Genomic DNA, 14,900 nt, shown 5'->3' with positions numbered 1-14,900 from the left:
GGCACAAGATCGTTGCTTTTCATCCCGAGGGGAATCGTGCCATGCGCCTTGATGTCTTCAAAGTGTTGTTGATTGCGGGAACGGTGTCGGTGTTGAGTGCGTGTTCGGGGGCGGGCGGGTTGACGACCAGCAGTTGTTTTTCGGCGGATTGTCAGTCGCTGGACGGGCAGAGCCATGCGACGACTTTGAAGTTTGGCGGGAGCAGTATTGGTAGTAGCTTGAACCAGTACAGCTCCGGGATGTTGCATGACGATTGAGTGTTTGTGCCTGAACCTGAAAAAAAGTGGGGCCGCTCGCGACCCGTCGGGGATAAATCCCCTCACCACAGGTTCAATGTGAGCCTGACTGCTCAGTGCAGGTCTGGTTGATTGAGTGTCAGGCTCGATTGCTTACTGCGGCACGGCCAGCCATTCACCAATGACCTTCTGGTATTTGCCAGTGACTTTGCTCAAGTGCAGCCACTGATCGACGTACAGCTTCCAGCTGATGTCATCGCGCGGCAGCAGGTAAGCCTTTTCCCCGTATTGCATGAACTGGTGCGGATTGACCGCGCACAAACCGGGTTTGAGTTTCTGCTGGTACAGCGCTTCGGAGGCGTCGGTGATCATCACGTCGGCCTTGTTGTCGAGCAGTTGCTGGAAGATGGTCACGTTGTCGTGCAGGGCCAATTGCGCTTTTGGCAGGAAGGCGTGGACGAAGGCTTCATTGGTGCCACCGGCGGGTTCCACCAGGCGCACGCCGGGCTGGTTGATCTGTTCGACGGTCTGGTATTTGGCTTGATCGGCGCAGCGCACCAGCGGGATTTTGCCGTCGACGTCGAGGGTGTTGCTGAAGTAGGCCTTTTTCTGCCGGTCCAGCGTGACCGAAATCCCGCCCATGCCGATGTCGCACTTGCCGGCCTGCATGTCCGGCATCAGGGTTTTCCAGGTCGTTGGTACCCACTCGACCTTGACCCCGAGGCTGTCGGCCAGCGAGCGGGCCATGCTGATGTCGATGCCTTCGAAGTCGCCGTCGGTGCGTTTGAAGGTGTAGGGCTTGTAGTCGCCGGTGGTGCAGACGCGCAGTTGGCCTTGTTGCTGGATGGTGTCGAGGTGCGACGGTTGTTCCGCTGCCTGCGCGCTCAAGGTCAGGGGCAGGGCCAGCAAGGTACCGAGCAAGATTCTGGTTTTTGTCATGTCTGTCGGGCTTCAAAGGGATCGGAGCGAGAAGTTAACCACGTTCTCGGCGCTGATCCCTATCGTCGAAGTGCACTTACAAGCCCAATCCTTCCTGCACCACCTGCAACAGGTTGTTCTCGGTCAACGCAATGGCATCCAGCTCCTGCCCGGTTTCAACGGTCTGCAGCCACCAGTGGCTTTCGTGGTGTTCATCGACGGTGCGCAACAGATAGGTGTTTCGCTCCGGCAGGGTGATTTGTACCCGTCCAGAACCATCTTCGGTAAAGCGTGCGATGGGATCAAATGTCAGGGTTTGGTCATTCGCCTCGATCACCAATTGATCGATGGCGTAGTCATGGGATTCGCCATCCGGGGAGGTTTCGCAAATGTGCGTTGGATTGCGCCGAATCTTCAGGCCGACTTCGGTCACCGGTTGCAGCCACGCCTCGATGCGGTGGTACAGGTCGTAGACCTGCGCGGGCCAGCAATCGATCTCCAGTTCCGCGCAGGTGATGTCGGCCGCGTGGTTGTGCCGGGTTTGCTTGAGCTTCGCGGCGAGTTCGTCTGCTTTACTCATTTCGGTTCCCTGTATTTGATGGCTGCTTATTAATCGTAGACCTTTCAACGGGGTACGGCCTTGCCTTGCGTCATGCGCTTGCAACACTGGCGTGTCCAAATCAGCCCTGACCACGTCTGGTCAGGAACGAAAACCACGGACGCAGGCGTCCCAAGGAGCGGGTACATGAAAAAGCTGTTTACAATTTTGGCGGTGATTGCGCTGACGGCCGGTAGCATCGGTCTGAGTTCGGCGCGCCAATCCCAGTCCGGCAAAGTGCAGGCGGAATCGGTGGCGGGGGTATTCGATTACTACCTGTTGGCGCTGTCCTGGTCGCCGACGTTTTGCCTTACGCACAAGGATGACGTGCAGTGTTCGGGCAAAGGTTACGGCTTTGTCCTGCACGGTCTGTGGCCGCAATACGCCAAGGGCGGCTGGCCGGAGTCCTGCCCGCCACTGACCACGTTGTCGGCGGCGGAAAGCAACAAAGGCATGACGCTGTTCCCGACCAAGAAGTTGCTTGATCACGAATGGTCGAAACATGGCACGTGCAGTGGTCTCGGCGCGATGGGCTATCTGGATGCGGCGGATAAGGCTGTTGGCGCGGTAAAAATCCCGCAAGAGCTGCAACCGTTCAGCACCTCCTATTACTTTGAGGCGCAAGAAATCGCCGACTTGTTCCGCAAAGCTAACCCGGGGATTCCGGCGGATGGCATCGCGGTGATTTGCAGCGGCCCGGAATTGTCCGAGGTGCGCGTGTGCATGGGTAAAGACTTGCAGCCTGGCGCTTGTGGCAAAGGTGTGAAAACTCAGTGCCGGGCGGGGGATATCCGGGTGCCGCCGTCGCGCTGAGGTGATTTGAATCAGAATTGCTGAGCGCTGAGCGCTGAGCATTGAACAGAGAGCAGAGAGCACTGAGCACTGAGCTCTGAACCTGTGGTGAGGGGATTTATCCCCGATGGACTGCGCAGCAGTCCGGTTTCTTGGGGCCGCTGCGCGACCCATCGGGGATAAATCCCCTCGCCACAGGGGCCTCGTGTCCACGCTGCTTATCTACTGCAAAACCGATCGTAAAAATAAATCGACCTGTGGCGATCATCCAAATCCACCGCGCGCCGATACAACGGGGCGAGAGCGGGGTGTTTGCCCCCTGCATCCGTGTGAACTACGCTCACAAAACATAAGGGTTTCGGGCTCGCGCCCCTGTCGTACCTGCCCAGGACATGCTTTTGCCTATCCCCATTCACGATCTGCAACAGGCCCCCGGCGCGCTTAAACGCCTGCCGCTGCGTAAAGCGGCAGCGTTGTTTGTCGTTGCGGTGAGCTTGTGCCTGTTTGGTTTGCTGTACCTGCAACTGGAGCAGTCGCGGCGTCAGGATCTGGCGGTGGCGCAAATGGCCTCGAGCAACCTGACCCGGGCGATGGCGCAGCAGGCAGAAGACACGTTTCTCGCGGCGGATCTGGTGATGACCAGCCTGGTCGACTGGATTCAGGATGATGGTTACGGCGCGGCGCAGAAGCCACGCCTGCAAAGAACTTTCGCCCGCCGGGTGCAGCAACTAAGTCAGTTACACGGCATGTTCCTGTTCGACCAGCAGGGCCAGTGGGTGCTTACCTCTTTCAACGATCTGCCCCATGACATCAACGTGGCTGACCGTGAGTACTTCAAGTTCCATCAGCAGAACGCCTCGACCGTGGCGCACATCGGCCCGGCGATTCGCAACCGCGAGGATGGCGAGTGGATCATCCCGATCTCCAAGCGCGTCAATGACCGCGCCGGCAATTTTCAGGGTGTGTTGCTGGCCGGAATCAAGATGGCGTACTTCGACCAATTCTTCAAAAGCTTCAGCCTCGACGACAACGGCATCATGTTCCTCGGTCTGACTGACGGCACCTTGCTCGCTCGTCGTCCGTTCGACGAATCGCTGATTGGTACCTCACTGGCCCAGGGCGAGATCTATCAAAAGCTGTTGCCCAATGCCGCGGCCGGTACGGCGATGTTCAATTCGGTGGTCGACGGCGTTAATCGTTTGTACGGCTATCGACAACTCGCGTCGTATCCGTTGGTGGTGTCTGCCGCGACCTCGCGGGACACAATCCTCAAGGGTTGGTATGAACGTGCGTTCCAGTCCAGCGTGATCGTGGCGCTGGTGATCCTGGGCATTGGGCTGTTTGGCTGGGTGTTCATCCATCAGGTGCGCGACGGTGAGCGGATCGAGAAGAACCTGCGCAAGGCACAACGCTCGCTGGAGCAGATCGCCACCCACGACAGCCTCACCGGACTGGCCAACCGGCGACTGTTTGAACGGTCACTCGAAATCGAGTTTGCCCGGGGTGCGCGGCAGGTCAGCCCAGTCAGCCTGATCATGCTCGATATCGATTTTTTCAAGCGTTACAACGACGCCTATGGGCATGTGGCCGGCGATCATTGTCTGACGCAAGTGGCGCAGGTGTTGAAGAATTGCTGCCAACGCAAGTCGGATCTGGCAGTGCGCTACGGGGGCGAGGAGTTCGCGGTGCTGTTGCCCGATACCGACATCAACGGCGCATTGGCGATTGCCGGGCAGATTCGCCGCAGCGTGATCGACAAACGCATTACCCACAGTGGATCACCCACCGAATATCTCACCGTGAGTCTGGGCTGTTATTCCTTTATTCCCAATGGCAATGACAGCCCGGAAGTGTTTATCCAACGGGCGGATGCGGCGCTCTATCAGGCGAAAAATGCCGGGCGCAACCGGGCGGCGGTGCTGTCGCCGGAGGACGGTTTAGCGGAACTCATGCGCTCCGATCGCTAAGCCACAACCTGCACAAAAACCTGTGGGAGCTGGCTTGCCACAGGGATTTTCATTGAGTGAGGATTGTGAAAACGCTCATAGGAGCGTTCTCACCAAGGGTGGCTCTTGTTCGTTCAGCCGCCCGTGCCACCGCCTGCGCCGCCCGTTCCGCCGCCGGCCGAACCCGTGCCGCCACCGGCACCCGAACCCGAACCGCTGGCGCCGCCATTGGTGCCGGTACCGGAACCGGCGCCATTGGAACCGCTACCGCCAGAAGGCGCGCCCGGCGTGTTGTCTGGCGGCATGGTCGAGCCGCTGGTGGCGCCGGATTTGGTGCCGGTAGCATCAGCGCCATCGTTGGCCGCGAAGCTGGCGGCCGAAGCCGTGGCCAGCAGGCCGGCAAGCAATAACGAGGTGAGTTTGCGCGTCATCATGGTAGTTCTCCAAAAAGGGGATTTACCTGATATTGGTCTGACGCGCCGAACGCTAGGTGCCGGTAGAGTGACGAGCGGTCAATCAAGTGGCCTCCTGATCTTCGCGAATATTGGCTATTTGTCGAACCACGCGCCGGGACTAACGTAGTCACACATTCACTTGCCCCGGAATCCACCATGAAAGCCCGTACCGATTTCTACACCGCTTCCCCAGACGCTCTGAAAGCGATGATCGCCCTGGAAACGGCCGTCTCCAAACTGCCGCTGGAAAAAAACCTGATCGAACTGGTCAAGCTGCGCGCCTCGCAAATCAACGGCTGCGCGTTCTGCATCGACATGCACACCGCTGATGCGATCAAGGGCGGTGAAACGCCACGTCGTCTGTTCGCCGTGGCCGCATGGCGTGAAGCGCCGTTCTTCAGCGACCGTGAACGCGCCGCGCTGCTGTGGACCGAATCGTTGACCCAACTGAGCCTGACCCACGCCCCGGACGAAGATTACGACGTCGTCGCCGCGCAGTTCACGCCGAAAGAAATGGTCGACCTGACTGTGGCGATCAGCACCATCAATAGCTGGAATCGTCTGGCGGTGGGCTTCCGTAAAACGCCGCAAGCCTGAGGTCACACCGCAGATCAATGTGCATCGGCACTCGGCGCGGCCGGTGGTTGTACCTTGCGCATCAAGGGCACCATGGCGGTGGCGATGACGAAGCACACCATGATCATCAGGAACGTGTCGCCGTAGGTTTGCGTTTGCGCCTCGCGGTAGGTCAGCAGCCATAGCTGACGCAGGCTGGCGGTGACGCCGATGTCGCCGCTCTGGCCCAGGGTGGCGAGGTTGCCGCCGACCTGGGACAGCCATTGATTCATCGCCTCATTGCTGCTGTTCAGATGCTCGGCCAGCCGTGTGAAGTGCAGGTTAGTGCGGTCATTGAGAATGGTTGCGCAGGCAGCAATGCCAATCGCGCCACCCAGATTACGCATCAGGTTGAACAGGCCCGACGCATGCTTGAGCCGCGCCGGCGCCAGCCCGCCGAGGGTCAGCGTCACCGCCGGCGGCACCGCCAGTTGCTGGGCAATCCCGCGCAGGGCTTGCGGCAGCATCAACTCTCCGGCGCCCCAGTCGTGGGTGATCGGGCTGAACTCCCACATCGACACCGCGAACAAACCCAACCCGATCATCATGATCCAGCGCAAATCCATCCGGTTGGCCAGAAAGGCGTACAGCGGAATCGCCATGATCTGGAACACCCCGGTGGAGAAAACCGCCAGACCGATTTCCAGTGCGCTATAGCCACGCACCCGGCCGAGGAACAGCGGCGTCAGGTAAATCGTCGCGAACAGACCAATCCCGGTGACAAACGAAAAAAAGCAGCCGAGCGCGAAGTTGCGATCCTTGAGTGCGCGCAGATCGACGATCGGATTGGCCACGTGCAACGTGCGGCCGATGAAGGCCAATCCCGCCAACCCGCTGATCCACGTGGTGGTCAGAATCGTCTGATCGCTGAACCAGTTCCAGCGCGGGCCCTCCTCGAGGGTGTATTGCAGGCAGCCGAGAAACAGCGCCAGAAACACCATGCTCAGATAGTCCGCGCCTTTAAGCAGTGACAGTTCCGGTTGATCGATCTTCACCAGCATCGGCACCGCCACCGCAACAAAAATCCCAGGTACCAGGTTGATATAGAACAGCCAGTGCCACGACGATATATCGGTAATCCAGCCACCGATCACCGGCCCCAATGTCGGCGCCAGTGAAGCGACCGCGCCGATGGTTGCGGCGGCAATCACCCGTTGTTTGCCGGTGAAGAAAAAGAACGCGGTGGTGAATACCAGCGGAATCATCGAGCCGCCGAGAAAGCCTTGCAGCGCGCGAAAGGCGATCATGCTCTGGATGTTCCAGGCCATGCCGCAGAGCAGGCTGGCGAAGGTGAAGCCGACCGCCGAGGCGCAGAACAGCCAGCGCGTGGAGAACACTCGCGATAACCAGCCCGACAGCGGGATCACGATGATTTCGGCGATCAGGTAACTGGTCTGCACCCACACGGTTTCATCGGTGCCGGCGGACAGTCCGCCACCGATATCGCGCAACGACGCCGAGACGATCTGAATATCCAGCAGCGCAATGAACATGCCGATGCACATCGTCGCGAAGGCGAAGACTTTGGTAGCGGTCGCCATGTTTGCCGCGTTGAACGGTTCCGCCGGGGCGGCGAGGATGGTGCTCATGGCGCGGCTGCCACGGCGCTGTTTTCAGGTTGCGCGCGGGTGTCGACTTCAGCGGTCACTGACAGGCCCGGACGCAAATGGCCGAGCACGCCATCAGCCGGGTCGAGCAGAATTCGCACCGGTACGCGCTGGACGATTTTGGTGAAGTTGCCGGTGGCGTTTTCCGGCGGCAGTACGCTGAATTGCGAACCGGTAGCGGGGGCGAGGCTGTCGAGGCGTCCGTGGAATTGCTGACCTGATAACACGTCGGCACGAATGCTCACGCGTTGGCCGGGTTTCATCCGCGCCAATTGGTCTTCCTTGAAATTGGCATCGACCCACAAGCCGCTCGCCGGGACCACTGACAGTTGCTGCGAACCGGCCTGTGCGTAGGCGCCGACCCGCGCGCGGCGGTTGCCGATGACGCCGTCGACCGGGGCGCGTAATTCGGTGTAGCCGAGGTTGAGTTGCGCCAGATCACGTTCGGCCCGCGCCTGCTGGAGAGCGGCGCGGGCTTGCTGTTTCTGCGTATCGATCACCGCCAGTTGACGTTGCGCGGCGAGCAGTTCGGCTTGCGCGCGGGCACTCAGGGCCAGGGCGGTTTTGAAGGTGGCGTCGGCGCGCTGGGCGCTTTCCACCGAGACGGCATTGGTGGTCACCAGACGTTTGTAGCGCGCGTTGTCATCCCGCGAGCGCGCGGTTTCGGCACCCGCCGCATCAATGCCGGCACGGGCCTGACCGATCACCGCGTGTTGCAGTTGCTCGGTGGCGTCGAGGTTGGCCAAAAGCGCTTGTTCGGCCGCCACCGCGCCTTCGGCTTTGGCCAGGTTGGCGCGGTAATCGCGCGCATCGAGGCGGATCAGCACGTCACCCGCCTTAACCGGTTGGTTGTCGCTGACCAGCACTTCTTCGATGTATCCGGCGACCTTTGGCCCGATCACCGTGACGTCGCCACCGATATAGGCATCGTCGGTTTCCTCGAGAAAACGCCCGGTGTCCCACCAGTGCACGGCATACAAACAGGCGAACACCAGCGCGATCAAACCGGCACAGGGAATCAACAGGCGTTTGAGCAGGGTAGGCCTGGCGCTGACCGGAGTGACGCGGGCGGGTTCGAGGGGGGGCATGCTGGTCATGGAGGGATACCTGCGGAAACGGATCGTTATTACGATCGTAATATGACGCAGGTAATATTTAGTGGCAATTGAAATCTTCGACCGATCGTCAGTTGTTCCTCCAAGGGATATATGCGGGTTCCAGACGGGCGCTAGGGGAAACCCTGATGTCTGGCAAATCAATTGTTTAAGAAATGTAAGCGCTGTAGGAAGCGTCTTGCATTTGTGTAGGAGGGCTCCGACTATCACGATCATTGATAGTGTGGCATTACGCCATTTGATGATTGCAAGGATGTTGCGTGCCGTATTCGCTTCAAGCTGTGTTTCGTCGTTGTGCCACGCGTTGCCCGCTGTTGTCGGCCTTTGTGTTGAGTGTGTGTGCCTCATCGCTTGAAGCGGCCGAACCTGTCGCGCCGGGCCAGGAAGTGCTGCGCCAGCAGCAACAGCAACAGCGCGATCTGCAACAACTTCAGCTTGAGCAAAGAAAGCGCCAACTGGAGCGCGGCGCGTTCGGTCCGGCAGCGGTCACTCCGGCAATTCCCCAGACCGTAACCCCTGATGAGCGCTGCTGGCCGTTAAGCGGCACGCGCATCGGCGGCGTGACATTGATCGACAGCGACAAACTCAACGCCCGGATCAAACCGCTGCTGGCACCGTGCATGGGCGTCGGCCAGATCAATCATCTGCTGGCGACCATCACCGCGATCTATGTCGAGAAGGGCTACATCGCCAGCCGCCCGTACCTGAGCAGCGCACCGGCGGCGGGGCAGTCGCTCGATGTCATGGTCGACGAAGGCTATATCGAGTCCATCGAACTGGCCGATCAGAGCCTGCCGGTTTCCCTCGGCGGCGCCTTCCCGGGGATGCTCGGTGGGCCGCTGAACCTGCGTGACCTGGAGCAAGGTCTGGATCAGTTGAACCGCTTGCGCTCTGTTGACCTGACCGCCGATATCGCCCCCGGCAGCCAGCCCGGCGCCTCGCGGATCATCCTGCGTTCGCGCACCTCCGGGCAGTCACGCTGGGCCTTGAATGCGGGAATCGACAACCTCGGCAGTGCCAGCACCGGGCGCGACCGCGACACGCTCAGCCTGAGTCTCGACAGCCCGCTGGAGCTCAACGACCTGTTAAGTCTCAGTGCCAGCGACACGCTCAATCAGGGCGACCGCTATAACCGCAACGCCAGCCTGTATTACGCGATCCCTTACGGTTATTGGACCTACAGCGCATTCGCCAGCCACGCCGAATATCGCGCGCCGTTTAAATTGCCCAGCACCACTTTTCACAGCACCGGCATCACCGATCAAGTGAGCCTGCGCGCCGACCGCGTGCTGTGGCGCGACCAGAGCCGCCAGCTCAGCGCCAACCTGCAACTGGCCCACAAGGACGTCGACAGCTATCTGGAAAATGTGCGCCTGGGGATTCAGAGCCCGACCCTGACCGTGGCCGAAGCCGGACTCAATCTGTTCTGGCTCGACCGCGCGGTGTGGAACCTCGATGTCAATTACGCCCAGGGCCTGCGCTGGTTTGGCGCCGATGACGACTCGCAGCATCCAGTCAAAAACCTGCCCAAGGCGCAATTCCACAAGTACCGCGCCGGCCTTAGCCAATGGCGCAACGGTCAGCTCGGCGCGCAAGCCTGGCAGTGGCAGAGCCAGCTCAATTTGCAGTACAGCCCCGATCCGCTGCCGGCCATTGAACAACTGCTCGGCACCGACGATTCGGCGGTGCGCGGTTATCGCGTCAGCAGTGCATCCGGCGCCAGCGGCGCGATCTGGCGCAACACCTTGCGCCTGCCGCTGCGCAATGAATGGCCGATGCAGATCACCCCGCGCGTCGGTCTCGACCACGGCTGGATCAAGGCCGATCACGGTGCCCAGGGCCAACGCCTGAGCGGCGCCAGTGTCGGCCTGAATCTGGGCTGGAAAAACCTGCAAGTGGACGTCGACTACCAACGCGCCCTCAACACGCCCAAGGGTCTGCAGCATGAGCCGCAGACCTGGCTGATGCGGGTCGGCTTACAGATATGAGCGCTACATAAACAAAGAATGCAGTGAACAAACAGCCGTCGGATCTGAGCGCGACAGCCACGGCCAGGAAAAATCGCGCGACGTGATGCCGTACTCACATGGAGACGTTTTTATGCCAGCACACACCTTTGCATTTCATCTTTCCCCACGGGGCAAATTGCGCTGGGCAATCGCCAGCCTGTTCTTCGCCGTGCACCTGCCCAGCGCTCTTGCCGGTGGTGTCGTCGTCGCACCGGGCCCCGGCGGTACCGCGCAACTGCAAACCCAGGGCGGTGTGCCCATCGTCAACATCGTCGCGCCCAACGGTTCGGGCCTGTCGCATAACCAGTTCCTCGACTACAACGTCGACCGTCAGGGACTGGTGCTGAACAACGCCTTGCAGGCCGGACAATCGCAGCTCGCCGGGCAACTGGCGGCCAACCCGCAATTGCAAGGGCAAGCCGCGAGCGTGATCCTCAACGAAGTGATCAGTCGCAACCCGTCGGCGATCAACGGCGCGCAGGAAATCTTCGGGCGCACAGCCGATTACGTGCTGGCCAACCCCAACGGCATCTCGGTCAACGGCGGCAGTTTCATCAACACGCCGAACGCCAATCTGGTGGTTGGTCGCCCTGAATTGAACGACGGCAAACTGCAATCGCTCAACACCCGCGACGCCAGCGGTCAGTTGCAGATTCAGAGCGGCGGCCTGCGTAACGCCGAGGGCTCGATCAACCTGATCGCCCCGCGTATCGACAGTCAGGGCGCGCTCACTGCCCGTGATCAACTCAACCTCACGGTCGGACGCAATCAGGTGGATTACGCCAGCGGCCAGGTGAAAACCGTGGACCCGGCAGGCAGCACCGCTGATCAACGCATCGACGCCAGCCTGTTCGGCGCGATGCAGGCCGGGCGCATCAACATCGTCAGCACTGCCGAAGGGGCCGGTGTGCGCGTCGGTGCGGTGCAAGTGGCCGGGCGTGACGGGGTGCAGATTCGTTCGGCCGGTGACCTCAGTGTCAGCGGTGAGGCCGTGACCAACAGCCTCGATGTGACCCGCGCGGGTATTCGCAGCAGTCAGGGCGATGTCGGCCTGCACAGTGGTAAAGACCTGACCCTGGCCGCGACCGATGTCAGCGGCCGTGATGTGACTGTCGACGCCAAACGCAACCTGACCCTGAGCACCGTGGAAAGCCGCAAACTCCAGGAAAAGCGCGAAAACTGGAACAACAGCACCATCGGCATCACCTGGGAAACCTACGACCGCACCCAGACCGACAGCGAAGCGCGTCAGCACGGCAGCCAAATCGTTGCCAGCCGTGACGTGAAACTGTCCTCCGGCAAAGACACCGAACTGAACGCGGCCAAGGTCGAAGCGGCGAAGAATCTGGATGTGAAAAGCGGCGGCGATCTGCGCCTGACTGCGGCCACCGAAAGCCACATCCAGACTGATCAGGGCAACCACCGCAAGCACCTGTGGAAAGCCAATTGGAACACCAGTAGCGAAGAGCAACGCAGCGTCACCACCCAGTTGAAGGCTGGCAACATCGCCCTGCAAACCGCTGCATTGTTGCGCTCCGAAGGCGCCGAACTGGACAGCACGGGCGACCTGCAACTGGCCGGCAAACAAGTGGAAATCGCTACCGCCACACGCAGCAATCGCAGCAGCGACAATAGCTACTCCGGCGATCTGGTCGGCGGTGGCTTCTTCGGCAAGACCGGCGATGCCGACAAGGGCCAGAGCCAGCATCAGGGCAGCAAAATCAACGCCGCCGGCAAGCTGATCGTCAAGGCTGACGACGTGCGTATCAGCGGCAGTCAGGTGCGTGGCGGCACCGACGCGAGCGTGATCAGTGACAAGGGTTCGCTGATTATCGACGGCGTCCAAGACACCTCGCATAGCAACAACCACGACAAGGACAGCAAGTTCTTCGGCATCACCAAAAACGAGTCGCGCCAGAACGCCAAGGACAGCACCACGGTACGCAGCGAACTGGTGTCTGACAGCAACCTCAAGCTCAAGAGTGCCAAGGACATCGAAGTCGCTGGTTCGACGGTGAAGGCGGGCGGCGCGCTGACGGCGGACGCGGCGGGGGATGTGAATGTGCATTCCGCGCAGAACACTCACGACAGCAGCACCACCACTGAAACCCGTGGCTTCGACGCTTATGCGAAAGAGCAAACGCCGGAGCAGTATCGCGCCGGGATTCATTACGAAGACAAGCAGCAAACGGTGACCAGCAACGACGTCACCCAGCAAGGTTCCAGCCTCAGCGGCGGTGCCGTGCAGGTGAAGGCTGGCGGCGATCTGACGGTCAAGGGCAGCGAGGTGAAATCCACTGCGGGCGATACCCGCCTGAGCGGCCAAAACGTGTCGTTGCTGGCCGAAGAAGACAGCCACAAAACCTCCACCGACAAGAGCAGCACCGGCGGCGGTTTCTACTACACCGGCGGCCTTGACCGCGCCGGCAATGGCATCGATTTCGCCCACAGCACTTCGCAAGACACCACGAGCAAAACCACTGCGCAGACCAGCAGCGTGCAGAGCAGCGGCGGTTTGACGATCAATGCCGACAAGCTCGCCACCGAAGGTGCTCAGGTGAAGGCCGGTAATGGTCTGAACATCGCGGCCAACGAAGTCGACAACCGCGCGGCCAGCAATACCGAAAGCAGCACCCACACCGAGAGCAATTGGTCGGCGGATATCGGCGCCAACGTCGAGTACAAAGACATCGCCCGGCCAATAGCCGGTGCGGTCAAGGATGTGCTGAACGGCAAGGTGCCGGACAAGGACGCGCTGGCCAATCTCGGCCAGCCGAATGTCGGCATTGATGTCGCGGTCGGTCACGGCAGCGCCAATAAAACCGAGCAAAGCAGCAACGCTGTAGTCAGCCGCTTCGACGCTGGCAACGTCGACGTGAAAGTCGCTGGCACGCTGCACGACCAAGGCACCCAGTACAGCGCCGGTACCGGCAAAGTGAACATCAGCGCCGACAAACTGGTCGCCGATGCCGCGAGCAACACCCACAGCAGTACGGATAACGCGGTAGATGCCAAGGTTGATGTGCGCGTCTACACCAAAACCGGTGAGGACGTGAATGTCGCCGGCAGCGGCGCGGGCGGCAGCAGCCAATCGAGCAAGAACAGCTCCACCGCCGTGGTCGGCGGTTATGCCGGCAGCCAGGGTGTGAACATCAAAACCGCAGGCGATGCCCAGTTCGAAGGCAGCCGTATCCACGGCGGGCAGGGCAACGTGAGCATCAAGACCGGCGGCGATCTGGCGCTCAATCAGGCCACCGACCGCCAGAGCAGCAGCGACACCAGCCTGCGCGGTAATGGTTCGCTGACGGTCGGCACCTTGCCGGGCACCGACGGCACCAACGTTGACCTCGGCGCCGGGTTCCAGCTCGATCACAGCGGCAAGCAGACCTCTGATACTCAGGCCCATGTGGCGAGCATCAGTGGCAACGGCGTGCAACTGAACAGCGGCGGCGATCAGGTCCAGCAAGGCACGAAAATCGACAGCGCGGGCGCCATCGATCTGAAGGCTGACGGCAAGCTCGATCTGCAAGCGGCCGCCGACACCCACAGCGCTACCGGCAGCAATCTCGGCGGTGGTTTGAAGGGCGGTGGCAGCAAAACCAGCAGCGAGAAGAGCCGCGATCAGGGGGGCAATCTCAGCGGTAACTTCAACATTGGTCGGGTCAACGAGAGCTCGCAGACCCTGACCGGTGGCCAACTCAACAGCCAGAGCGGTATCGCCCTGAGCGGTGACTCGGTTCACTTGCAAGGCACACAGGTCACGGCGCCAAACGTCAGCATCAATGCGCAGAAGGGCGGTTATGTGCAGGAGTCGGCGCAGTCCACTGAAAGCCGTAACAACTGGAACGTCGCACTGAATGCCGGCGGCAACCTGAGCAGCAAAACCCCAACGGCCGCCGAAGAGAAGGCCAGTAGCGATCACGGCTTCAATGCCGGCGCCAAAGTGGGCGTGGATTACCTGCAAGGCACCTCGCAGCAGAACAGCCAGATCAAGGCTGACACGGTGCTGCTGAACAGCGCGGGTGATGCAGAACTGGCGGGTGCGCGGATTGATGCGAAGTCCGTCAGCGGCAAGGTCGCGGGTGATCTGACAGTCGAGAGTCGTCAGGACTCAAAGACTCAAGCCAAAGTTGATGTCGATCTTGCCCTGACCGCGAAAAAGAATCCGCCAAGCGACAAGGAAAAACTCGCCGGTACTGACTACAAGCCAACGCTGAAAGCCGAGGGTGAATACTCGCACAAGGACAGTGTCGCGCAGGCTTCCGGCATCAGTGGCAGCCAAGGTGTGAGCTTGAATGTTGACGGCGCCACACAACTGACCGGCGCGCGGATCTCGGCGAGTGAAGGGAAAGTTGATCTGGGTGGTTCGAAGGTCAGCAGCACTGACCTGAGCAACTTCGATTACGGGGTAAAAGCCGGGCTGGATCTGCCGCAGAAGAAGGAAGAAAACGCCCCTAAGGTGACTCTTGAAAACGGCAACCTGAAGGTCGGCCCGGTCACCCTGAGTGGCCACTTGGACGGCCAGCCGCTGCAAGCCGGGATCGACAACAAAGACTAACCTGCCCGCCCCTGTAGGAGCTGCCGCAGGCTGCGATCTCTCACTTTGATC

At 60.7% G+C, this 14,900-nt stretch carries 11 protein-coding genes; 6 read left to right on the top strand and 5 right to left on the bottom strand.

The window, feature by feature from the left end:
* Positions 1-41 precede the first annotated feature (41 nt).
* On the top strand, positions 42-257 hold the full coding sequence (locus ACA074_RS18180) for a hypothetical protein (protein ID WP_489881084.1): 216 nt from the start codon (positions 42-44) through the stop codon (positions 255-257).
* A gap of 132 nt (positions 258-389) precedes the next feature.
* Here the strand turns inward: ACA074_RS18180 and ACA074_RS18175 are convergent, their stop codons facing one another.
* Positions 390-1,175, bottom strand: a complete 786-nt coding sequence (locus tag ACA074_RS18175; RefSeq protein ID WP_497677533.1) for a transporter substrate-binding domain-containing protein — start codon at positions 1,173-1,175, stop codon at positions 390-392.
* A 76-nt stretch (positions 1,176-1,251) separates the two neighbouring features.
* Positions 1,252-1,734: a hypothetical protein gene (locus tag ACA074_RS18170; protein ID WP_401266273.1), complete on the bottom strand. Its 483-nt coding sequence runs from the start codon at positions 1,732-1,734 to the stop codon at positions 1,252-1,254.
* Positions 1,735-1,899: 165 nt separating this feature from the next.
* Between ACA074_RS18170 and ACA074_RS18165 the strand changes: the two genes are divergently transcribed.
* Both ACA074_RS18165 and ACA074_RS18160 read left to right on the top strand, forming a co-directional pair.
* Entirely contained in the window at positions 1,900-2,565 is a 666-nt protein-coding gene (locus ACA074_RS18165; RefSeq protein ID WP_497677532.1) for a ribonuclease T2, read from the top strand.
* 377 nt (positions 2,566-2,942) lie between these two features.
* Positions 2,943-4,511 carry a sensor domain-containing diguanylate cyclase gene (locus tag ACA074_RS18160; RefSeq protein WP_497614885.1) on the top strand — a complete coding sequence of 523 codons (1,569 nt, stop codon included), beginning with the start codon at positions 2,943-2,945 and terminating at the stop codon, positions 4,509-4,511.
* Positions 4,512-4,624: 113 nt separating this feature from the next.
* On the opposite strand, the gene ACA074_RS18155 is transcribed toward ACA074_RS18160, so the two are convergent.
* Positions 4,625-4,924 carry a hypothetical protein gene (locus ACA074_RS18155; protein WP_497677531.1) on the bottom strand — a complete coding sequence of 100 codons (300 nt, stop codon included), beginning with the start codon at positions 4,922-4,924 and terminating at the stop codon, positions 4,625-4,627.
* A 177-nt stretch (positions 4,925-5,101) separates the two neighbouring features.
* On the opposite strand from ACA074_RS18155, the gene ACA074_RS18150 reads away from it, so the two are divergent.
* Positions 5,102-5,542 (top strand): carboxymuconolactone decarboxylase family protein, encoded by a 441-nt coding sequence (locus ACA074_RS18150; RefSeq protein WP_497677530.1) that lies wholly within the window; start codon positions 5,102-5,104, stop codon positions 5,540-5,542.
* 14 nt (positions 5,543-5,556) lie between these two features.
* Here ACA074_RS18150 and ACA074_RS18145 read toward each other — a convergent pair whose 3' ends face one another.
* On the bottom strand, positions 5,557-7,149 hold the full coding sequence (locus ACA074_RS18145) for a DHA2 family efflux MFS transporter permease subunit (protein WP_497677529.1): 1,593 nt from the start codon (positions 7,147-7,149) through the stop codon (positions 5,557-5,559).
* The gene (locus ACA074_RS18140; RefSeq protein WP_497677528.1) at positions 7,146-8,264 is read right to left on the bottom strand and encodes an HlyD family secretion protein; all 1,119 of its coding nucleotides are present in this window, start codon (positions 8,262-8,264) and stop codon (positions 7,146-7,148) included. Before ACA074_RS18140 ends, ACA074_RS18145 begins: the two co-directional genes overlap by 4 nt.
* A gap of 278 nt (positions 8,265-8,542) precedes the next feature.
* Between ACA074_RS18140 and ACA074_RS18135 the strand changes: the two genes are divergently transcribed.
* Positions 8,543-10,270: a ShlB/FhaC/HecB family hemolysin secretion/activation protein gene (locus ACA074_RS18135; RefSeq protein ID WP_497677527.1), complete on the top strand. Its 1,728-nt coding sequence runs from the start codon at positions 8,543-8,545 to the stop codon at positions 10,268-10,270.
* Positions 10,271-10,382: 112 nt separating this feature from the next.
* Complete coding sequence (locus ACA074_RS18130; protein WP_497677526.1) at positions 10,383-14,849, top strand: hemagglutinin repeat-containing protein; 4,467 nt, start codon at positions 10,383-10,385, stop codon at positions 14,847-14,849.
* Positions 14,850-14,900: the final 51 nt, after the last annotated feature.

The organism is Pseudomonas sp. LBUM1655 (assembly GCF_059716085.1).
This window is presented reverse-complemented; position numbering and strand designations above follow the sequence as displayed.

Bases quoted from the DNA above. Each gene is read 5' to 3' on its own strand.
- ACA074_RS18175 (WP_497677533.1), bottom strand. From the start codon at position 1,175: ATGACAAAAACCAGAATCTTGCTCGGTACCTTGCTGGCCCTGCCCCTG.
- ACA074_RS18130 (WP_497677526.1), top strand. From the start codon at position 10,383: ATGCCAGCACACACCTTTGCATTTCATCTTTCCCCACGGGGCAAATTG.
- ACA074_RS18145 (WP_497677529.1), bottom strand. From the start codon at position 7,149: ATGAGCACCATCCTCGCCGCCCCGGCGGAACCGTTCAACGCGGCAAAC.
- ACA074_RS18180 (WP_489881084.1), top strand. From the start codon at position 42: ATGCGCCTTGATGTCTTCAAAGTGTTGTTGATTGCGGGAACGGTGTCG.
- ACA074_RS18150 (WP_497677530.1), top strand. From the start codon at position 5,102: ATGAAAGCCCGTACCGATTTCTACACCGCTTCCCCAGACGCTCTGAAA.
- ACA074_RS18155 (WP_497677531.1), bottom strand. From the start codon at position 4,924: ATGATGACGCGCAAACTCACCTCGTTATTGCTTGCCGGCCTGCTGGCC.
- ACA074_RS18165 (WP_497677532.1), top strand. From the start codon at position 1,900: ATGAAAAAGCTGTTTACAATTTTGGCGGTGATTGCGCTGACGGCCGGT.
- ACA074_RS18140 (WP_497677528.1), bottom strand. From the start codon at position 8,264: ATGACCAGCATGCCCCCCCTCGAACCCGCCCGCGTCACTCCGGTCAGC.
- ACA074_RS18170 (WP_401266273.1), bottom strand. From the start codon at position 1,734: ATGAGTAAAGCAGACGAACTCGCCGCGAAGCTCAAGCAAACCCGGCAC.